This window comes from Kitasatospora sp. NPDC038210 (genome assembly GCF_055600605.1).
In genome coordinates, this window is record NZ_JBVJYK010000003.1 from 169,687 (window position 1) to 189,372 (window position 19,686).

16 protein-coding genes are annotated in these 19,686 nt (G+C 75.0%); 12 read left to right on the forward strand and 4 right to left on the reverse strand.

The window, feature by feature from the left end; genetic code table 11:
* Position 1: 1 nt before the first annotated feature.
* Positions 2-961 (reverse strand): DUF3109 family protein, encoded by a 960-nt coding sequence (locus ACZ7KX_RS07200; protein WP_470325690.1) that lies wholly within the window; start codon positions 959-961, stop codon positions 2-4.
* A gap of 275 nt (positions 962-1,236) precedes the next feature.
* On the opposite strand from ACZ7KX_RS07200, the gene ACZ7KX_RS07205 reads away from it, so the two are divergent.
* The 9 genes from ACZ7KX_RS07205 (at position 1,237) to ACZ7KX_RS07245 (ending at position 13,299) form a co-directional block, all read left to right on the forward strand.
* Positions 1,237-1,692, forward strand: a complete 456-nt coding sequence (locus ACZ7KX_RS07205; RefSeq protein WP_470325691.1) for a hypothetical protein — start codon at positions 1,237-1,239, stop codon at positions 1,690-1,692.
* A gap of 26 nt (positions 1,693-1,718) precedes the next feature.
* Complete coding sequence (locus tag ACZ7KX_RS07210; protein ID WP_470325692.1) at positions 1,719-4,607, forward strand: toxin glutamine deamidase domain-containing protein; 2,889 nt, start codon at positions 1,719-1,721, stop codon at positions 4,605-4,607.
* 85 nt (positions 4,608-4,692) lie between these two features.
* Positions 4,693-5,199, forward strand: coding sequence for a DUF5959 family protein (locus tag ACZ7KX_RS07215; RefSeq protein ID WP_470325693.1), 507 nt, complete (start codon positions 4,693-4,695; stop codon positions 5,197-5,199).
* Between the two features lie 675 nt (positions 5,200-5,874).
* A complete protein-coding gene (locus tag ACZ7KX_RS07220) occupies positions 5,875-7,161 on the forward strand; it encodes an SUKH-4 family immunity protein (protein WP_470325694.1) in 1,287 nt (428 codons plus the stop codon).
* A 183-nt stretch (positions 7,162-7,344) separates the two neighbouring features.
* A complete protein-coding gene (locus ACZ7KX_RS07225; RefSeq protein ID WP_470325695.1) occupies positions 7,345-8,307 on the forward strand; it encodes a Ppx/GppA family phosphatase in 963 nt (320 codons plus the stop codon).
* Positions 8,308-9,001: 694 nt separating this feature from the next.
* Complete coding sequence (locus ACZ7KX_RS07230) at positions 9,002-9,805, forward strand: sugar phosphate isomerase/epimerase family protein (protein WP_470325919.1); 804 nt, start codon at positions 9,002-9,004, stop codon at positions 9,803-9,805.
* Between the two features lie 49 nt (positions 9,806-9,854).
* Entirely contained in the window at positions 9,855-10,625 is a 771-nt protein-coding gene (locus ACZ7KX_RS07235; RefSeq protein WP_470325696.1) for a class I SAM-dependent methyltransferase, read from the forward strand.
* Positions 10,626-10,794: 169 nt separating this feature from the next.
* On the forward strand, positions 10,795-12,639 hold the full coding sequence (gene ilvD / locus ACZ7KX_RS07240) for a dihydroxy-acid dehydratase (protein WP_470325697.1): 1,845 nt from the start codon (positions 10,795-10,797) through the stop codon (positions 12,637-12,639).
* A 93-nt stretch (positions 12,640-12,732) separates the two neighbouring features.
* Positions 12,733-13,299: a hypothetical protein gene (locus ACZ7KX_RS07245; protein WP_470325698.1), complete on the forward strand. Its 567-nt coding sequence runs from the start codon at positions 12,733-12,735 to the stop codon at positions 13,297-13,299.
* A gap of 28 nt (positions 13,300-13,327) precedes the next feature.
* On the opposite strand, the gene ACZ7KX_RS07250 is transcribed toward ACZ7KX_RS07245, so the two are convergent.
* On the reverse strand, positions 13,328-14,653 hold the full coding sequence (locus ACZ7KX_RS07250; RefSeq protein WP_470325699.1) for an SCO2583/SCO2584 N-terminal domain-containing protein: 1,326 nt from the start codon (positions 14,651-14,653) through the stop codon (positions 13,328-13,330).
* Positions 14,654-14,787: 134 nt separating this feature from the next.
* Positions 14,788-15,237, reverse strand: a complete 450-nt coding sequence (locus ACZ7KX_RS07255) for a hypothetical protein (RefSeq protein WP_470325700.1) — start codon at positions 15,235-15,237, stop codon at positions 14,788-14,790.
* 280 nt (positions 15,238-15,517) lie between these two features.
* Here ACZ7KX_RS07255 and proC point away from each other — a divergent pair, with 280 nt between their 5' ends.
* Both proC and ACZ7KX_RS07265 read left to right on the forward strand, forming a co-directional pair.
* Entirely contained in the window at positions 15,518-16,345 is an 828-nt protein-coding gene (proC, locus tag ACZ7KX_RS07260; protein ID WP_350627608.1) for a pyrroline-5-carboxylate reductase, read from the forward strand.
* A gap of 115 nt (positions 16,346-16,460) precedes the next feature.
* Positions 16,461-17,687, forward strand: a complete 1,227-nt coding sequence (locus ACZ7KX_RS07265; protein ID WP_470325701.1) for an MFS transporter — start codon at positions 16,461-16,463, stop codon at positions 17,685-17,687.
* A gap of 46 nt (positions 17,688-17,733) precedes the next feature.
* Here ACZ7KX_RS07265 and ACZ7KX_RS07270 read toward each other — a convergent pair whose 3' ends face one another.
* Complete coding sequence (locus tag ACZ7KX_RS07270) at positions 17,734-18,264, reverse strand: hypothetical protein (protein WP_470325702.1); 531 nt, start codon at positions 18,262-18,264, stop codon at positions 17,734-17,736.
* Between the two features lie 178 nt (positions 18,265-18,442).
* Here ACZ7KX_RS07270 and ACZ7KX_RS07275 point away from each other — a divergent pair, with 178 nt between their 5' ends.
* Positions 18,443-19,639: an acetoin utilization protein AcuC gene (locus ACZ7KX_RS07275; protein ID WP_470325703.1), complete on the forward strand. Its 1,197-nt coding sequence runs from the start codon at positions 18,443-18,445 to the stop codon at positions 19,637-19,639.
* Positions 19,640-19,686 lie beyond the last annotated feature (47 nt).

Below are 19,686 nucleotides of genomic sequence, written 5' to 3' on the forward strand. Positions count from 1 at the left end.
CCTACTTCCCGGCCTTCCCGGTCTTACCGGCCTTCTTGCCGGTGGCCTTGGCGGTGGCGGCCTTCGTGGCGGTGGCGGCCTTCGTGGTGGGGTCGGCCGGGTGCGGGGCGACCTTGCGGTCCCCCTTGGTGGCGATCCGCTCCTCGCACAGGCGGGCCAGCACGTCGTACCCGGCCCGGCCCATCAGCTCGGTGAGCTCGGGGCGGTAGCTCACGTACACCGGCTCCGCGCCCTGGTGGGCCGCCGGGGCGCCAGTGCACCACCAGTGCAGGTCGTGGCCGCCCGGACCCCAGCCGCGGCGGTCGTACTCGCCGATCGAGACCTGCAGGTAGCGGGTGTCGTCCGGGCGGTCGATCCAGTCGTAGGTGCGGCGGATCGGCAGCTGCCAGCAGACGTCCGGCTTGGTCTCCAGCGGCTCGCGGCCCTCCTTGAGGGCGAGCGCGTGCAGGGCGCAGCCGGCGCCGCCCGCGAAGTCCGGGCTGTTCACGAAGATGCAGGCGCCGTTGACCCGGCGGGTCTGGCGGTCGCCGTCCTCGTCCAGCATCGTGATGCCGCCGTCGGAGACGAGCCGGCCCTTGGCGTCCGTGCCCTCGGCGAAGTTCTCCCACAGCTCGGGGGTCAGCCGCGCCGCGTGGCCCAGGACGCGCTGTTCGTCGTCCTCGTCCGAGTAGTGCGCGCCCAGCGTGCAGCAGCCGTCCGACTCGCCGCGGCCCTCGCGGATGCCGTGGCAGCCCTGGCCGAAGACGCAGGACCAGCGGGAGGTCAGCCAGGTGAGGTCGCAGCGGAAGACCTGCTCCTCGTCGGCGGGGTCGGCGAACTCGACCCAGGCGCGCGGGAAGTCGAGCGGGACCTCGTCGCGCGGGATCTCGCGGCGCAGGGTCGGCATCGCGAGGTCGACGGGGGCGGGGGAGGCCTCGGGCTTCGCCTTGGCCTTCTTCTTGGACGTTTCTGCTGGTGCCACCCGGCAAGGGTAGAGCTTCCGCGGGGGTGATGACGGGGCTGAGGGCGTGGCGGCGGGTTACGGGCGGGGCGGTCGCGGGGGTGGGGGCCGGGTGCGGGCGGTCGCGGGGGTGGGGCGGGCGGGGGCGTCTCGGTGATGGGGCCGGGCGGTGCGCAGTGGGCGTGGCGGCGGGCTCGGTGCGGGTGAAGGCGGGGTGAAGAGGTCCGGCGGGCGCTGCGGGCGGGGGCCGGGGCGTGCCTAGGATGGCGGCCGGTCCGCTACGGGGAGGTACGGGGATGGCAGGCGGCAGCACCGGGGCATCCGACCGTGCGGGTGGCGGGTTCGTCCTCAAGCCGTGGGAACTGCACGGCGAGGGGCGGGAGTTCGAGAAGCTCGGGGGTGAGCTGACGAAGGCCGTGGCCGCCCTGGAACGGGACCTCGCCGCGCTCGGCACCCCCTGGGGAACGGACGCGCCCGGCAGTGGCTTCGCCGCCGTGTACGGCCCGGCGCACGGCGAACTCGTCGGCGGGCTCCGAGGGTTGGCCGGGCAGGTGGGGAAGGTCGGGACCGGGCTGCACACGATGGCCGAGCGGACGACGGACACGGACACCTCGGCGGCCGGCGGGTTCGGCGCCGCGGTCGAGGGCGGGACGGGGGTCGGGCCCGGAGCGCCGGCGGTCTCCGCGGTCTACTCGACGACGGGGGCAACCCCGGGGGCGGCCCCCGCCGTCCCCAAGGACATGTCGGTCTGACGGACCCGGCTCGGAGGGGGAAGCGCGTGTCCCGGAAACTGCCCGAAGAACTGGTGCCGGTGCTGGCCAGGACCGGCCACCCGTGGCCGCAGGCCGACGAGGAGGGCCTGCGCAGGGCGGCCGGGGTCTGGCGGGAGTTCGGCAAGGAGGCCGACCGCCTCACCCGCCGTTGCGGCGAGTCCGTCCGGCGCGTCACCGCCGACAACTCCGGCCACGCGGTCGAGTCCTTCGGCGCGTACTGGCAGACCTTCAGCGGCGGCGGCAAGGGACACCTGGACGACGCGCACGCCGCGGTCGGGCTGGTCGCCGCCGCCTTCGACACGGCCGCCCGGGCCGTGGACACCTGCAAGGCCGAGATCATCGCGACCCTGCAGCAGCTCGCCGCCGACCTCGCGCAGGCCGAGCAGCGGGCCGCCGCGGCCAAGGAGGCGGCGGGCAGGGTCGCCGCGGCGGCCGCCGCCGGTCCGGGGACGGGGACCGCGGCGGGCGCGGGGACGGGCGCAGGGGCGGACGGGGTGGTCGGCGGGCTGAGGAAGGCCGTCGGCGGCCTCGCGGCCGACGTGAAGAACACCGCCACCGAACAGGTTGCGGCGGGTGTGGCGGCGGTCGCCGTCGAGGTTGCCGCGCTGAAGATCGGCGGGCTGCTCGGCGAACTCGGTCGCGCCATGAAGGAGGCCCTCTCCGCGGCCCTCAAGGAGCCGGCCGCCGTCGCCCTGCTCCGGCTCGGCACCGCGCGGGGCACCGAGGTCACCGCCGCCTCGTACCGCACCGGCGCCTTCGACCCGCGTGCCGCCGGACTGCCCGTGGCCCTCGGCGAACCGGGCGTGCTCGGCGCGGACGGCTCCGGGCTGGTCCTGCTCGCGGGGAGGGACGGCAAGCCGCTGGTCGGCGTGCCCGGGCTCACCGTCAGGCTCGACGAGCACGGGCAGCCCGTCCTCGGCCAGGACGGTCGGCCGGTCATCCTCCGCGCCGACGGCACGCCGGTGGACGACGCCTCCGGGCTGCTGGTCGTCCCCGGGCCGGACGGCAAGCCGGTCGTCGGGGTGGCCGACCTGGCCGTCCGGCTGGACGAGCACGGCCGGCCGGTGCTCACCGACGAGCACGGCAAGGAGATCCACGGGGTGCCGCTCGCCGGGCCGGCGGCGGCGCCGGACACCCTGGCCGGCCGGGACGGGAAGCCGCTCGACGGCCCGGGCGTGGACGGGACGGCCGATCCGAAGGTGCCCGTCGCGGTGACCGTGGCCTCGACCGTCGTGGCGGACCCGGGGGCGGTCGCGGGACCGGTCGCGGGCCCGCTGGCCGGGGCGAGCGCGGGTGGGGTGGACAGTGCCGTCGCCGCGGGCTCGCCTGCCGGTGCGGTGGCCTCGGGGGCCTCGTACGCGACCGGGGGGTGGCAGGGGCAGCACCGGGCGGCGGCCGGAGGCGGCGACTGGACGCCGCCCGCGCGGGACGACGGGGCGTCCGGCCGGTCCGTCGCCGCGCCGGTCCGCCAGGGCGGTGGCCCGGCGGGCGGGTCGGACGGGGACTACCCGCTCCAGGCCCCCGCGGCCGGCGGCTCCGCTCCGGTGCACGGCGGCGGGCCGGTGACCGTACGGACCGACTCGGTGAGCGCACCGCCCGCGCCCGGTTCGTCGCCCGATGCCGCGCCCGGTGTCGTGCCGAGTGCCGCGCCCGGTGCCGCGCCCGGTGCCGCGCCCGGACCGGCGGTGGACGTTCCGTCCGCGATCCGGCCGGTCGGGGTCGCCGGGCACTTCGGGACACCGGCGTACGGTGCCGGGTACCCCCTGGCAGGTACCGCCGGTACGGCCGGCATGACCGGAACCATCGGCGCCGTCGGTGCCATCGGTGCGGTCGGGCCCGGACCGCTCGCGGGCGGGGGCGGGCCCGCGAACGCGGCCGCGCCGTTCGGCAGCGGTGTCGGGGCAGGCGGCAGCGGGTCGGGAGCCGGTGGGGCAGGGTCCGGCGGGGCAGGGGCGGCCGGGGCGGTCTCCGCCGAACCCCGGCCGGGCGCTCCCGCACCGCGGCCTCCGGTCGGCGCCGCGCCGCCCGTCCTCGGTCCCCCGTCGGCCCACGCCGAACCGCCGGCTCCGGCCGCGCCGCCGCTCGTCGGCACCACCCCGGTACCCGGCCGGCCCGAGCCGCACCACGGGGACGCCCGACGCCGGGACACCGCCGCCGCCGTCGCCGACCCCACCCTCGCCTGGGGCGCGGTCCCGGTCGCGACCGCCCACGCGATGGCCCTCCAACTCGCCCTGCGCGCACGGCACGGAGCCCACCCCGAGGACCCGGCCGCGCGGCTGCGCAGCCTCGCCGACAGCCGCCCGTACGGGCTGCCCGGCGGGCTCGGCCCCGTCGACCCGGAACACCAGGCCGAGCTTGAACGCCGTGCGCCCCGCGACGGGGACGGACTGCCCGTCCGCCACCCCGATCCGGCCGTCGGCGGCTGGGCGGAGGCCGTCAACGACGGCGGCTACCGCGAACCCGGCCGGGCCAACAACAGCCTGGAGATCGCCCTCTCCGCGGTGGAGTGCTACACCGGCCGGCCCACCTGTGCCGCCCCGCGCATCCCCACCGAGGGCGACGCCGGCGAACGCGGCGGCCGGGACCGCGCCGAACGCGAACTCGGCGCCCCCTTCCGGGACCTGGGCGACAGCGGCCAGGCCTTCGACCGCCTCGCCGACGACCTCCGTCGCGCCGGCCACGGCTCCCAGGCCGTCCTCCTCACCCTCGACGCCTACGGCCGGCCGCACGCCTGGAACGCCGTCAACCACCGGGACACGGTCACCTACCTCGACCACCAACTCGCCCGCCAGGCCCCCACCCCCCTCCACCCCGCCACCCGAGGCCTCTGGGCGATCGCCCTCGGCCCGGAAGGCCGCCCCCTCGACCTCACACCCGTGGGCTGCCGGACGTGATCCGGGCGATGTCGTGATCCGGACGTTGTCGTGGGGCGGACGTTGTCGTGGGGCGGTCGGAGCGCGCGAACGGCGATGCGGGAGGATGCGCGCCGGACCAGCACGAGAGAGCGAGGCCGACGGTGACCGAACAGGACGCGGTGGACTGATCCACCTGGCGGACGCGGACGGCGACCACTGCATCGTGCGCGTCACCGGCCGCCTGCAGCCGGGCGTGCCGATCGGCCACGACCTGCTCCGGGCCGAGGTCCTGGCGCACACCGACTTCGTCGACGCCCGCCTGGAGCTCTTCCTCTCCCAGCGCGACCTCGACGCCTGGCAGCAGGACCTCGCCCGCCTCGCCCCGGGAACGGACGCGACCATCGGCGGGGACCGCGGGCTCAGCCTGGCCCTCCACGTGCAGGAGGACCGCTCCCTGGCCGTGACGATCGACGATCCCGACCGGCTCAGCGCGATGCTCTGGATCCGTCCGCCGGAGAACTGGACGGACGAGCACCACGACCGACTGGAGCGGGTCCGGCAGACCTGGCCCAGCGACGTCGCGGAGACGGCCCCCATGACGTACGAATGGCGCCCACCCCGCGGGCGCTGAACAGCACCGCCCGCCCTCGCCGCGCCGACATCACAAGTGCACGTCCCGCGGCCACATCCATCCGGAGGCCCCGCTGTCGGGTTCGCCGAGCAGGCTTGGCGCAGGAAGTCGGCCGGACCGACTTCCTGTGCTCGACAGTCCTGGGAAGTTATGTAGACCGGTCTTCATATTCCTTGCGTCCGGGATTCGAGAGCGGCCTGCGCGAGGAGTCGGCCGGGCCGACTTTTGGTGCGCTGCGGGGTCGGGCCCTGTCCGGATATGTAGACCGGGCGTCATATTTTTGAGCGAGCGGTGGATGGGTTGCGCGAGAAGTCGGCCGGGTCGACTTCCTGTGTGTGTGAGGCCGGGGGTCGGAGTAAATCTGTAGACCGGTCTTCATATTCGTGCCGCCGAGAGCGGCGGATTGCGCAGGAAGTCGGGTGGGTCGACTTCCTGCGCGGGCTTGGGGCTCCGAGGGCCGCTGGATTCGGATTGATATGTAGACCGGTCGTCATATTCGCGCCCCCCGAGGTGGACAGGGCAGTAGGGGCTGGGTGGGGGGCGTAGGGTCGGGGCGCGGTCGGGTTGGGTGTCGGGGACGGGGGTGGCCGGGTGGTTTCGCGGGCGCAGGCGGTGGAGGCGGGGCACCGGTGGATCAACGGGGATCTGCCGCAGGGGTCCGCAGCGGTCAGGCGGGTGTGCGCGCACGAGTTCGAGCTCGGCTGGGTGGTGTGGGCGGAGCCCGCACGGGTGGCGGTGGATCCGCGGACCGGTGAGCGGCGGGCGCCCGAGGAGGTCGGGGCATCCTGTGCTGTGGTGGACCGGGAGAGCGGTCAGTTCACGGTGTGGCCCTCGGTGCCGGTGGACGAAGTGGTCGGGCTGTACCGGGACTACGTCGGCGCGGGCGGGTACGACCCGACCCGCCCGCCGGTGACCGGCCGGGGCGCCCGCGTCGAGCTGACGTACCGGGACGGCACGGGCGAGGAGCGGTCGCTGGCGCTGCGCTCGGCGGCGGGCCTGCCGCATCCGGCGCTGCGCGGCTGGTGGTGGCTGCGCGAGCAGGGGGTGGCGGCCGAGGACGTGCTCGCCGTCCGGGGCGACCTGCGGCCGAGCGCCCTGCCCGGTGGCTACTGCGCCCACGCGCTGGCCGCCGAACTCCCGCACGTCCGCATGGACTTCGCGTTGGCGTACGGCCCGCGGTCCGACCACCGCGCCGCCGCCGTACGGGCGCTGCCCGCGCCCCCGGACGGGCCGGCCCGCAACCGGGTTCCCTTCCCCCGCCCGGTGCGGAACAGCAGTCCGGTGCGGAACGGTCCGGCGTGCAGCGGTGCGGCCGGTCCGACCGAGCCGGTCGAGCCGGTCGAGCTGACCGAGCCGGCCGAGCCCGACGCGGCGCTCGCCGCGCGGCTCGCGCAGCGGTTCGGCCCGGCGGGCGTGCAGCGCTTCGGTGTGGCGGACGTGATGCGGGCCGAACTCCCCGGTGAGGCGTCCGCGTTGCTGCGGGCCGTGGGTGTGCCGACGGCCGTACCGGGGTTCTTCGCGCTGCACCACCCCGGCACGGAGGCGATCGCGGACGGTACCCGCCCCGGCACCGTCCTGCCGCCGCTGGCCGCGCACCTCGCCGCACTCGGCCGGGGCGCCCGGGTGGCCGAGCGCGAGCGGTCGGCGCTCGCCGGGCAGCTGGTGCTGGGGACGGACGGCTGGGCCGTGGTGGCGCTCGACGCGGCGGACGGCGCCGTCCGGGCGGTGGACCCGGACTACGCGACCGTCCGCCACTGCAACGCGGACCTGCGCGCCTTCGTCCGCTGCCTGGAGGCGTTCGCCGGCTGGTGGCCCGCCCTGCGCGGGCTGGACCCGGCGGCGGCGGGTGAGGCGGTGGACCGCCTGCAGCGAGCCCTGGTGGAGGTGGACGGCACGGTCTTCGCCGATCCCGAGAACTGGTGGGCCGTCATCGTGGAGCAGCTGTGGGACGGCTTGCTGTGACGGGGCGCCCGGGCACCTGACGTCGCCACAGGGCCCTCGGGTGCCTCGGATCACCGGTTCGGCCGCCCCGCCCGAGGCCCCCCGCCCGAGGCCCCCCGCCCGAGGCCCCCGCGCCTGCCGGACCAGCGCGAACACCACCGCACCCCCCCTCGCCCCGGCACGGATCGCGTAGCGTGGAGACTTATGCGACTCGGTGTTCTCGACGTAGGTTCCAACACGGTCCACTTCCTCGTGGTGGACGCCCATCCGGGTGCTGCCCCGGTGCCCGCGTACTCCCACAAGGCCGAACTGCGCCTGGCCGAGCTGCTGGACGCGGACGGCGCGATAAGCGAGGCCGGCGTCGAGCGGCTGGTGGGCCACGTCGCGTCCTCGTTGCGGGTCGCCGAGGACAAGGGTGTCGTCGACATCCTGCCGTTCGCCACCTCCGCCGTGCGCGAGGCCGCCAACGGCGAGGAGGTGCTGCGCCGGGTGACCGCCGAGACCGGCGTCGAGCTGAGGGTGCTCTCCGGGCAGGACGAGGCCCGGCTCACGTTCCTGGCGGTCCGCCGCTGGTTCGGCTGGTCCTCGGGCCGGCTGCTCAACCTGGACATCGGCGGCGGCTCGCTGGAGATCGCCTGCGGTCTGGACGAGCAACCGGACGTCGCCTGCTCGCTGCCGCTGGGGGCCGGGCGGCTGACCGGACGCTGGCTGCCCGGGGACGTCGCCGACCCGGACGGGCTGCGCGAGCTGAGACGCCACATCCGGGCCGAGATGGCCACCGTCGTCGGCGAGATCTCCCGGCTCGGGCCGCCGCAGCACGCGGTCGCCACCTCCAAGACCTTCAAGCAGCTGGCCCGGATGACCGGCGCGGCCCCCGCCGACGCCGGACCGTACGCCGACCGCCGGCTCACCCGCAGCGGGCTGGCCGCCTGGCTGCCGAGGCTGGCCACGATGACCGTCGCCGAGCGTGCGAAGATCCCCGGTGTCTCCGAGGGCCGCGCCAAGCAGCTGCTGGCCGGTGCGCTGGTCGCCGACGCCGCGATGGACCTGTTCGGCCTCGAAGAGCTGGACGTCTGTCCGTGGGCGCTGCGCGAGGGCATCATCCTGCGCCGTCTGGACACCATGGACAGTCCCACGGACCGGCGCCGACCGGAGCTCACTCCCTAGGACGGCGCCCCGTTCGGGGCGCGCTCCGCTTACGCTGTCTCCCGTGGTGCAACCAGCGGGCGAGGACGGAACGCGGGAGGATCGCGCTCCCGGGGACGGGCAGTCGCGGCCGGACGGCCCGCGCCGCCGGCTCGGCAAGGCGGTCAAGGGCGCCACCGCCGCGCAGGCCGCCAAGGCCGCCAAGGCGGCCCATCGCACCGCGAAGAAGGTCACCGCGAAGAAGGCCACCGCGCAGAAGTCCGCCGCGCAGAAGTCCGCCGCGCAGAAGTCCGCCGCGAAGAAGGCCATCGCGAAGGACGACACCACCGAGGGGACCGCGTCCGGCAGGACCGCGCCGAAGGACTCCACGCCGCATAAGGCCGCGCCGAGGAAAGCCGAGCCGAGGAAGGCCGCGTCGAAGCAGGCCGAGCCGAGCCAGGCCGAGCCGAAGCCGGCAGAGCGGCCGACGGAGAGGCCGACGGGGAAACCGAGCCGGTCCGCGACCGCATCCCCGACCGCAACCCCGTCCGCGACGCCCGCCCCCCGCAGGGCCGCCGCCAAGGCCGCACCGAAGGAGACCCGCACCGCCCGGGCCGCCGGCGCCGCCAAGGCGGCCGTCCAGTCGGTGCGCTCGGTCAAGGCCGCCCGCCGGGAGGCCGCCCGCCCGCCGCTGCTGCGCACCACCGACCGGCTGGTGCTGCCCAGGCACCCCGCCCTGCACATCCCCGACACCAAGGTGGTCCTGTCCACCGCCTCGGTGTACCCGGCGAGCACCGCCGTGGCGTTCGAGCTGGCCGCCAAGCTCGGCTACGACGGGGTCGAGGTGATGGTCTGGAACGACCCGGTCAGCCAGGACGTCGAGGCCCTGCGCCGGCTCTCCGACGCGCACCGGATGCCGATCCTGGCCGTGCACGCGCCCTGCCTGCTGATCACCCAGCGGGTGTGGACCACCGACCCGTGGACCAAGCTGGTCCGGGCCCGGGCGGCGGCCGAGAAGCTCGGCGCGAGTGCCGTCGTCGTCCACCCGCCGTTCCGCTGGCAGCGGCAGTACGCCCGGGACTTCGTCCAGGGCATCAACCGGATGGCGGGCGAGACCGACGTCCGCTTCGCCGTCGAGAACATGTACCCGTGGCGCTACCGAGACCGCGAGGTGCTGGCGTACGCGCCCGGCTGGGACGTCACCGACGAGGAGTACCGGCACTTCACGATCGACCTGTCGCACGTCGCGACCTCCCGGATCGACACCTTCGCCATGGTCGAGCGGATGGGCGACCGGCTCGCCCACGTGCACCTGGCCGACGGCAGCGGATCCGGCAAGGACGAGCACCTGATCCCCGGCCGCGGCAAGCAACCCTGCGCCGAGCTGCTGGAGCACCTCGCCCGCACCGGTTTCGACGGCCACGTGGTGCTGGAGGTCAACACCCGCCGCTCCGCGTCGCCCGCCGAACGGGAGGCCGATCTGGCCGAGGCACTGGCCTTCACCCGCTTGCACCTGGCCACCCCGTCGCACGTACGCTGAGCCCCGTGCGCCCCGCTGCGGGTGCGAACTTCCGCAAGGAGGGGGAGACATGACGGAGCAGCAGGACTACCGTGAGGCCGCCAGGAGCTTCGGGGCGGTGGCCGCCGAGTACGACCGGGCCCGCCCCGGCTACCCCGCGGAGCTGTTCGACGCGCTGGAGCGGCTGTGGGGCCGCGGCCTCAAGGGAGCGCGGGTCCTGGACGTCGGCGCGGGCACCGGCATCGCCACCCGGCTGCTGGCCGCCCGGGGTGCGGAGGTCGTCGCCGTCGAGCCCAGCTCCGGCATGGCGGCGCAGTTCCTGGCCTCCTCGCCCACGTTGCCGCTGGTCCGCGGCGGCGGGGACGACCTGCCCTTCCACGACGGCTCGGCCGACCTGATCACCTACGCCCAGGCCTTCCACTGGACGCACCCGGAGCGGGCGGTCCCGGAGGCGGTCCGGGTCCTGCGGCCGGGCGGCGCCATCGCCGTCTGGTGGAACGTCCACGACGAGACCGTGCCGTGGGTGCGCGCCCGGGACCGGCGGATGGCCGCCGCACTGCCCGCCCGCTACCGCGGCTACGGCGGGATCAGCAGCTTCACCGGCCACTTCGAGCCCGCCGGGCTCGCGGTGGAGCGGACGGTGCTGCACTGGGAGCGGCGGGTCACCGTCGACCACGTGCTGACCGACCTCACCTCCCGCTCGTACCTGGCGTCGCTGACGCCCGAGGAACGCGCGCCGGTGCTGGCGGCCGAGCGGGAGGCCATGTTCACCGAGTTCCCGGACGGCGTCGTGGTCGAGCCGTTCGCCCTCGACCTCACCGTGGCCGTCGCCCCGAGCTGACCGCACGCGCGCCGGCCGCACCCGTACACCCGTCCGCGACTCGCCGTCTGACCGCATCGCGGACGGCCCGTCGGCCGCCCGGACGGCGGGCGTAGGCTCGGTAGCCACAGCGGCCCCCGCACCCTCCCACCGGCGGGGCGCCGGCGAGAGCCCGAAGGAGTGGAGCACAGTGCCCGAGCTGAGGTCCCGTACGGTCACCCACGGTCGCAACATGGCAGGCGCCCGGGCGCTTCTCCGGGCGGCCGGCGTAGCCCGCGAGGACTTCGGCAAGCCGATCATCGCGGTCGCCAACTCCTTCACCGAGTTCGTCCCCGGCCACACCCACCTCCAGCCGGTCGGCCGGATCGTCTCCGAGGCGATCAAGCAGGCGGGCGGCATCCCGCGCGAGTTCAACACCATCGCCGTGGACGACGGCATCGCGATGGGCCACGGCGGCATGCTCTACTCGCTGCCTTCGCGCGACCTGATCGCCGACTCGGTCGAGTACATGGTCAACGCGCACTGCGCGGACGCCCTGATCTGCATCTCCAACTGCGACAAGATCACCCCGGGCATGCTGATGGCCGCGCTGCGCCTGAACATCCCGACCGTCTTCGTCTCCGGCGGCCCGATGGAGGCCGGCAAGGCCACCCTGGTCGACGGCACCGTGCGCAAGCTCGACCTGGTCGACGCGATCTCGCAGGCCGTCAACGAGAACGTCTCCGACGAGGACATCGCGATCATCGAGGAGAACGCCTGCCCGACCTGCGGCTCGTGCTCCGGCATGTTCACCGCCAACTCGATGAACTGCCTCACCGAGGCCATCGGCCTCTCGCTGCCCGGCAACGGCTCGGTGCTCGCCACCCACACCGCCCGCCGGGCGCTGTACGAGCGGGCCGGGCACAACGTCGTCGAGATCGCGAACCGCTACTACGGCGGTGACGACGCCTCCGTCCTGCCCCGCGCGATCGCCACCCGCGCCGCCTTCGAGAACGCCATGGCCCTGGACATCGCCATGGGCGGCTCGACCAACACGATCCTGCACCTGCTCGCCGCCGCCCAGGAGGCCGAGCTGGACTTCGACATGCGGGCCATCGACGCGATCTCCCGCAAGGTGCCTTGCCTGTCCAAGGTCGCGCCCAACGGCTCGTACTACATGGAGGACGTCCACCGGGCCGGCGGCATCCCCGCGATCCTCGGCGAGCTGTACCGCGGCGGGCTGCTCAACGAGGACGTCCACACCGTCCACGCCGACTCGCTCGCCGAGTGGCTGAAGACCTGGGACGTGCGCGGCGGCTCGCCCTCCGCCGAGGCCGTCGAGCTGTGGCACGCCGCGCCCGGCTGCGTCCGCTCCGCCGAGGCCTTCTCCCAGTCCGAGCGCTGGGAGTCGCTGGACACCGACGCCGCCAAGGGCTGCATCCGCAGCGTCGAGCACGCCTACAGCGTCGAGGGCGGCCTGGCCGTGCTGTACGGCAACCTCGCCGAGGACGGCTGCATCGTGAAGACCGCCGGCGTGGACGAGTCGATCTGGACGTTCAGCGGCCCGGCCGTCGTGGTCGAGTCCCAGGAGGACGCGGTCGAGGCGATCCTGGCCAAGCGGGTCAAGGAGGGCGACGTCGTCGTCATCCGCTACGAGGGCCCCAAGGGCGGCCCGGGCATGCAGGAGATGCTCTACCCGACCTCCTTCCTCAAGGGCCGCGGCCTCGGCAAGGCCTGCGCGCTGGTCACCGACGGCCGCTTCTCCGGCGGCACCTCGGGCCTGTCCATCGGCCACGCCTCCCCGGAGGCGGCCTCCGGCGGCACCATCGCCCTGGTCGAGGACGGCGACACCATCGCCATCGACATCCCCGGCCGGACGATCTCCCTGGAGGTCCCGGAGGAGGTCCTGGCCGAGCGCCGCCGCACCCTGGAGGCCGCGGGCGGCTACCGCCCGAAGAACCGCGACCGCCAGGTCAGCCAGGCCCTGCGCGCCTACGCCGCGATGGCCACCTCGGCCGACAAGGGCGCCGTCCGCGACGTGACCAAGCTCGGCTGAGACCGGGCAGGACCCGCCGGTACGAGGAGGAGCCGTTCCGCAGGCCGGGACGGCTCCTCCGTCGTTCGCGGCGGTCGGGTGATAATCGACGGCGTGAGCGAGCAGCCCCCCACCCCCGCCCCCGAGGCCGCCGGAGCCCCCGTGGCGGCCGCGGCCCCCAGGGCCGTCGGCGGCCCCGAGCCGGAACCGATCCGCTGGTTCGGCACCAGCTGGCTGAACCGGGACGGCGGCTACTGGCTGCGCCGGGTCGCCGTGTCCTTCGGTGCGCTGGTCGCGACGGCCGCGGTGGTGCTGCTGCTGCGCTTCGGCGTCGAGGGCATCGCCCTCTCCGACAACGGGACCTTCGTCAACGGGCTGCTGACCGTCGCCATCGCGGTCTGCTCGATGATGTCCGTCCGGCGCACCTGGAAGCTGCTCACCGAGGGCAAGGACCGGCTGACCGGCTGGATGGCCGAGGACAAGTCGCTCGGCGCGGTCTGGCTCATCGGCAGCGCCGGCGCCCTGGCCGCCTACTTCGCCCGCAGCCTGGTCGAGGCGCCCGGCGAGGCGGTGCAGCGCGCCTCCTACCAGCGGGCCGTCGCCCGGTACGAGAAGCGCCGGGCCGGCCGCAGCGGCCGGCCCTCCGACGCGCAGCCGAGCCGGGCCAAGCGCAAGCGCTGACGCGGCCCGGCTGCGCCCCGGCCGGGGTTCAGCTGCGGCTCGCCGTCCCGCACTGCTCGTTCGGGGCGATGTCCTTGCTCCGGTCGTACGGGTCGCTGGTCGGTCCGGTCGGTGCCGGGTCGTGATCGGCGAACTGCGGGAACTGCGGGTGCAGGAAGCCGTCGTAGATGTCGCAGGAGCTGTTGCCCACGTCGGACTGCGTCTTGGCGAAGACCAGCTTCTTCGCGTCGACCTTGTAGCGCTTCGGGTCGTAGAAGCGGAAGTCGTCGACCTTGCGGACGATCGTGCGGGCCGTCCGGGTGCTGCCCGTGTTGTCGGCGGCCGGGACGACCAGGCCGACGGGCTTGGCGGTGCCGCCCGGGGCGGTGCCGGGCGGCGTGGCGCCCTGCGTGCGGCGGGCCGAGGCCAGCTTCTCCGCGTCGGGGCCCGGCTGCAGCGGGTAGACGAAGGTGAAGTCGGTGTGCACCAGCACGCCCCCGTCACCGTCCCCCTCGATGCTCATCCGGCCCTGGACCTTGACGGTGCCGCCGACCAGGGCGGCCTCGCGCGGGTCGAAGCGGGTGAACCAGTCCGTCGGGTCGGTGCCCTTGCCGGGGTGGTCGAGGGCGGCGACGGCGGAGGCCCGCTCCTCGTGGTCGAGCATCGCCAGGGCGGCCTCCGGGCGGGCGCCGGCGATCACCTGGGGGTCGAGGTCGGCGGCCGTCAGGTAGGCCTTGACCGACTGGAGCTGGGCGGCGACCTCGTCGGCGGAGAAGACGCCGATGGCCTTGGCGTCGGGCAGCACGAAGGCCTCCGCACCGTTCGGCCAGCCCTCGGCGGGGGAGCCCTTCCACGGGTGGTCGACGGTCGGCGTGTCGTCGGGGGCGGTCGGCGGTGCCGAGGTCGGCCTGGCCGTCTCCGGGTCGACGGTCGGCACCGGTCCGGCCGAGGACGAGTTGCCCCCGTAGTGGTCGGAGTACCAGCGGCGCAGCCCGTCGATGTTCAGCGCCGCGAGCAGGACGGCGACGGTCAGCACGACGTACAGCGGCGTGCGCCACTGCAGTCGGCGGCGCGGGCGCGGGTCGCCCCAGGGGTCGAGCGCCGGCTGCTTCGGCTTGCGGCCGAAACGGCGCGCGGGGGCCGGGCCGTCGTTGACCGAGCGGCGGCCGCCCGGGTCGACCGGCGGGGTGTGCTTCCACCGGGCGGCCAGCATGCGGGTGCGCCCGCTCTGCTCGGCGACGGTGGCGTTGCGGACGAACTCCTCGTCCAGGACGAGGTCGGCGAACGGGTCCTTCGCACCCGTTCCGGACGGGTCGGACCCGCCCGGCTCGTCGCCCCTGGTGGGGCGCGGTTCCGGATCTTCGGCTATCGGCATCGCGCCAGTATGACGACGGGGGGTGACGATGCGTCGATCGGGGGCACACCGGGTGGTGAACGCGTGCGCACCGGGTGGTGGTTCAGCCCGTTTCGCCCGGGTTCACCCCGGCCCGCCCGGAACCGCGCCGGGCGTCAGTCCTTGTCCCGGGCCTGCTTGACCGAGCCCACCACCCCGGCGATCGCCAGCAGGATGCCGGCCGGCAGCAGCGAGACGAAGAAGGCGCCGAACAGGCCGGCGTCGCCGAGGAACAGCTGCGCCAGGGTGTTCAGGACGAGCAGCCCGCCGGCCGCCGGGAGCGCCGACTGCCACGGGTGGTCGTTCGCCCAGCGGCGCAGTCGTCGGTCGGCGGTGTCGCGGCGCAGTTGCCCGCCGACGGTGCCGACCAGGAAGAAGAAGAACAGGGCCCAGCCGGCCGGTCCGGCCAGCATGCTCAGCGACCAGTTCCCGGAGATCGCCTCGATCCCCAGGGATGTCGCCCCCACCACCGCACCGACCCCCGCGGCCGTCCGCCACGGGCCCACGGTCGCCGAGGCGACGGCGAGTTGCCGGTTCTCACGTCGGGACATTTCGTCGTGTGCCATGGTTCAACGGTGCGCCCGCCCGGCCCCGGAGGCCATAGGGGAACCCCCTGGTTTTCTCCCTAGGGGCGCACGGGCGGCGGGCTCCGCCGCCCGTCCCCCGCGCCTGGCCCGGGCCCCGCAGCCCGCCCGGCCCCGCCGCCCGTCCCCCGGCCCGGCCGCGCACCCCTCCCGGTCCCGCCGCCCACCCCGCCCGGTCCCGGGCGACCACGGACCGGACGGTCCCGCCTGGCCCCGCCGCGCGGTGCGAGGATGGCCGCAGTACCGAGGCAAGGAGCGGACCATGGGCAGCAGCGCAGCACACGGACAGAAGATCGCCTTCCTGGGCACCGGCAAGATCGGCGAGGCCCTGCTCTCCGGTCTGCTGCGGGCCGGCAAGAGCCCCGCGGACGTCCTGGTGACCGCCCGCCGCCCCGAGCGCGCGGCCGAACTCGCCGCCCGGTACGGGGTGGTGGCCGTCTCCAACACCGAGGCCGCCAAGCTCGCCGACACCCTGATCCTCGCGGTCAAGCCGCAGGACATGGGCACCCTGCTGGAGGAGCTGGCCCCGCACGTCGGCGCGGACCGGCTGGTGATCTCGGCCGCGGCCGGCGTCCCGACCGCCTGGTTCGAGGAGCGGCTCGCCGCCGGGACCCCGGTGGTCCGGGTGATGCCCAACACGCCGGTCCTGGTGGACGAGGGGATGAGCGTCATCTCCGGCGGCTCGCACGCCACCGAGGAGCACCTGGCGCGCACCGAGGAGATCTTCAGCTCGGTCGGCAAGGCGCTGCGGCTGCCCGAGTCCCAGCAGGACGCGGCCACCGCGCTCTCCGGCTCGGGCCCGGCCTACTTCTACTTCCTGGTCGAGGCGATGACCGACGCCGGGATCCTGCTCGGCCTGCCCCGCCAGGTGGCGCACGACCTGATCGTGCAGTCCGCGATCGGCGCATCGGTGATGCTGCGGGACTCCGGCGAGCACCCGGTGAAGCTGCGCGAGGCGGTCACCTCCCCGGCCGGCACCACGATCTCGGCCATCCGCGAGCTGGAGAACCACGGCGTGCGGGCCGCGCTGCTGGCCGCCCTGGAGGCGGCCCGGGACCGCTCCCGGGAGCTGGCCTCCGGCGGGAAGTAGTACGCCCGGACCCTGCGCGACCCCTCCCGCAATCGCGGCGCACCGCCTACGCTCTCGCCAACATCGTCCTACCGGCCGGTAGCGAGGACGCCAGGAGGCCCGTGTGGAGGTCCGTATGAGTGCCGCGCCGTCCGACGTCCCGCCCGGCCTGAGGGTCGGGCGGGCCGCGCTCGCCGTCAGCTTCCTGCTGCAGGGCACCACCTTCGCCCTGCTGGTCACCTGCATCCCGGAGATCCAGCACCGGTACGGGCTGAGCGACGGGCTGCTGCCGGTCTTCCTGGCGGCCGTGCCGATCCTGGCCGGGGTCGGCTCGATCACCTCCGAGCAGCTGGTGAAGCGCACCGGCGCGCGGGCGGTGCTGAGAGTGGTCCAGCCGGCCGTCTGCCTGAGTCTGGCGGCCGTCGGGCTCGGCGATGCGCTGTGGCAACTCGCCCTCGCCCTGGGGGCGTTCGGGCTGCTGGTGGGGGCGCTGGACGCCAGTATGAACATGCTCGGGGTGGGCCTGCAGCACCGCTACGGCCGCTCGATCATGATCGGCTTCCACGCCGCGTTCAGTCTGGGCGGCATCGTCGGCGCCGTCCTGGCGGGCCTCGGTTCGCACTACGACCTGGGGCTGCCGGTGCTGTTCGGCTCGGCCGTCGCGGTGATCGCCCCGCTCGCGGTGGTCACCGGCACGCTCCCCCGGCCTTCGGCCGGGGGGACCCCCACCGCCGGCCCGGACGAACTCGGGGACGCCGTCCGGGAGGCCGCCGAGGCCGCCGCCCGGTCCGTCCCCTGGCGGCCGCTGCTGCCGCTCTGCCTGGCGATGGCCTTCGCGTACATCGCCGACGCCTCGGTCTCCAACTACAGCGTCAAGTACCTCACCGACGGCCTGGGCAGCCGGGAGGACCTCGCCAAGCTCTCCTACCTCGGCTACATGGTCGCGATGCTGCTCGGCCGTGCGGCGGGCGACCGTGCGGTGCAGCGCTTCGGCGCCGTCCCGGTGGTCCGGGGCGGTGCGGCGCTGGCCGCGCTCGGGTTCGGGCTGGCGGCGGTCGCACCCGCCCCCTGGGCGGGGATCGCCGCCTTCACCCTGCTCGGCTTCGGCATCTGCGCGATCATCCCGCAGGTCTTCGCGGCCGGCGGCCGGCTCTTCCCGGCCGACTCGGACGCCGCGGTGGCCCGGCTCAACCTCTTCAACTACGCGGGTTTCCTGCTCGGTTCGCCGCTGGTCGGGGCGATCGCCGACGCGAGTTCGTACCGCTGGGCCCTGCTCGCCCCGATGCTGCTGGTGCTCGCCGTGCTGCCGCTGGCCGACCGGTTCGCCCCGGCGCCGGTGTTGGCCCCCGCTCCCGCCGGGTGAGGGCGGGAGCGGGGGCGGCGGGCCGCGGGGCAGGGGTCGGCCGGGATCAGCCGAGGATCGTGGTCTCCATCCCGGTCACACCGTAGGGCCAGCCCTGGTCCTTGGCCGAGGTGGTGCCGCCGACCTGGCCGAACTCGTAGTAGACGTAAGGCGCCCAGTTCACCGTGTACGGCGTGGTGACGCTCCACGGCGGGGCGTCGGAGATCTTCACGGTGAGCGTGACGGTCTTGGTGGCGCCCGGTGCGATCGGCGCGTCGAAGTGGAAGTTGGCGCTGTTCCCGTTGATCACGCAGTCGACGGTGTCGCCGGTGCAGCCGGTGACGGTGAAGGCGCCGGCCTGCGAGTTGGCCGGCCAGGTCGGCTGGACGGCCTCGTAGGCGAAGTAGATGTCGCTGGTCTCGGTATTGGTGAGCGACAGCGTCAGGGTCAGCTGGTCCCCGGCCTTCGCGGTCGACTTGTCGACGGCGAAGGCGGTCCCGTTGACCGCGGCGGAGGCCGGCTGGGCGGCGAAGAGCAGGCCAAGTCCCAGTATTGCAGCGAGAATTACCCCAAGGCGTTGCACGCTGAATGGCTTCATGGCGGAGAGGATATGGAGGCGCGGAGCGTTTGTCTGTACCGCCTCAACAAAGCACCTCCACGACTGTCGCACAGCTGCACCACGACTGCCGTACCCCGCCCGCGCAACCGGAGCCCCGCCGCCGCCCCGGCGCGCCCTGGCGGCGGCCCGCCCGCCGCCACCCGCTACGGTGGAGGCCATGCCCGAAGCCGAGCGTGACACCCCCTGCGGCCTGCACCTCTTCTGGGACGAGGCCGTCACCGCCTACGACTTCGGCCCCGGCCACCCGATGGACCCGACCCGGCTCGCCCTCACCATGCGCCTGGTCGAGGCGCTCGGGCTGAACGGCGGCCCCGGGGTGAGCGTCCGGTCCGCACCGCCCGCCGGTGAGTCCACCCTGCAGCTGGTGCACACCCGGGAGTACGTCGAGGCGGTCAAGCACGCCGCCGCCCACCCCGAGCTGACCGACACCCGGCACGGCCTCGGCACCGACGACAACTGGGCCTTCCCCGCGGTCCACACGGCCTCCGCGCTGATCGCCGGCCAGTCGGTGGCCGCCGCCGAGGCGGTCTGGCGCGGCGAGACCCCGCACGCCGTCAACTTCGCCGGCGGGCTGCACCACGCGATGCCCGGCAAGGCCTCCGGCTTCTGCGTCTACAACGACCCCGCGCTGGCCATCGCCCGGTTGCTCGAACTCGGTGCCGAGCGGGTCGCCTACGTCGACGTGGACGTCCACCACGGCGACGGCGTCCAGGAGGCCTTCTGGAACGACCCCCGGGTGCTGACCGTCTCCCTGCACGAGCACCCCGCCACGCTCTTCCCGCAGACCGGCTGGCCGATGGAGACCGGCGGCCCGGACGCCCCCGGCTCCGCCGCCAACCTGCCGCTGCCGGCCGGCACCGGCGACACCGGCTGGCTGCGCGCCTTCCACGCCCTGGTGCCCGAGCTGCTCGACGCCTTCCGGCCGCAGGTCCTGGTCACCCAGCACGGCGCGGACACCCACCTGGAGGACCCGCTCGCCCACCTCGCCGTCACCGTGGACGCCCAGCGGCTGATCGCCGAGGAACTGCACGACCTCGCCCACCGGCACGCCGACGGCCGCTGGGTGGCCACCGGAGGGGGCGGCTACGCCGTGGTCGACGTCGTCCCGCGCACCTGGACCCACCTGGTCGCCACCGCCGCCGGACGGCCCGTCGACCCGGCCGCCGAGACCCCCGAGTCCTGGCGCGCCGAGGTCTACCGCCGCACCCGCCGCCCGGCCCCGCTGCGGATGACCGACGGCGCCCGCCCGGCCTGGCGCGACTTCGACGCGGGTTACGATCCGGCCGACCGGCTCGATCAGGCCATTCTTGCCAGCCGCCGCGCGGTGTTCCCCCACCACGGCCTCCTGGCCTGAACCCGGCGCCCCGGCCGGGCGCCCGCGGGGCACCGGCCGGGCCGTGC

Bases quoted from the DNA above. Each gene is read 5' to 3' on its own strand.
- ACZ7KX_RS07270 (WP_470325702.1), bottom strand. From the start codon at position 18,264: ATGAAGCCATTCAGCGTGCAACGCCTTGGGGTAATTCTCGCTGCAATA.
- proC (WP_350627608.1), top strand. From the start codon at position 15,518: ATGGGCAGCAGCGCAGCACACGGACAGAAGATCGCCTTCCTGGGCACC.
- ACZ7KX_RS07265 (WP_470325701.1), top strand. From the start codon at position 16,461: ATGAGTGCCGCGCCGTCCGACGTCCCGCCCGGCCTGAGGGTCGGGCGG.
- ACZ7KX_RS07275 (WP_470325703.1), top strand. From the start codon at position 18,443: ATGCCCGAAGCCGAGCGTGACACCCCCTGCGGCCTGCACCTCTTCTGG.
- ACZ7KX_RS07255 (WP_470325700.1), bottom strand. From the start codon at position 15,237: ATGGCACACGACGAAATGTCCCGACGTGAGAACCGGCAACTCGCCGTC.
- ACZ7KX_RS07205 (WP_470325691.1), top strand. From the start codon at position 1,237: ATGGCAGGCGGCAGCACCGGGGCATCCGACCGTGCGGGTGGCGGGTTC.
- ACZ7KX_RS07215 (WP_470325693.1), top strand. From the start codon at position 4,693: ATGCGCGCCGGACCAGCACGAGAGAGCGAGGCCGACGGTGACCGAACA.
- ACZ7KX_RS07225 (WP_470325695.1), top strand. From the start codon at position 7,345: ATGCGACTCGGTGTTCTCGACGTAGGTTCCAACACGGTCCACTTCCTC.
- ACZ7KX_RS07235 (WP_470325696.1), top strand. From the start codon at position 9,855: ATGACGGAGCAGCAGGACTACCGTGAGGCCGCCAGGAGCTTCGGGGCG.
- ACZ7KX_RS07250 (WP_470325699.1), bottom strand. From the start codon at position 14,653: ATGCCGATAGCCGAAGATCCGGAACCGCGCCCCACCAGGGGCGACGAG.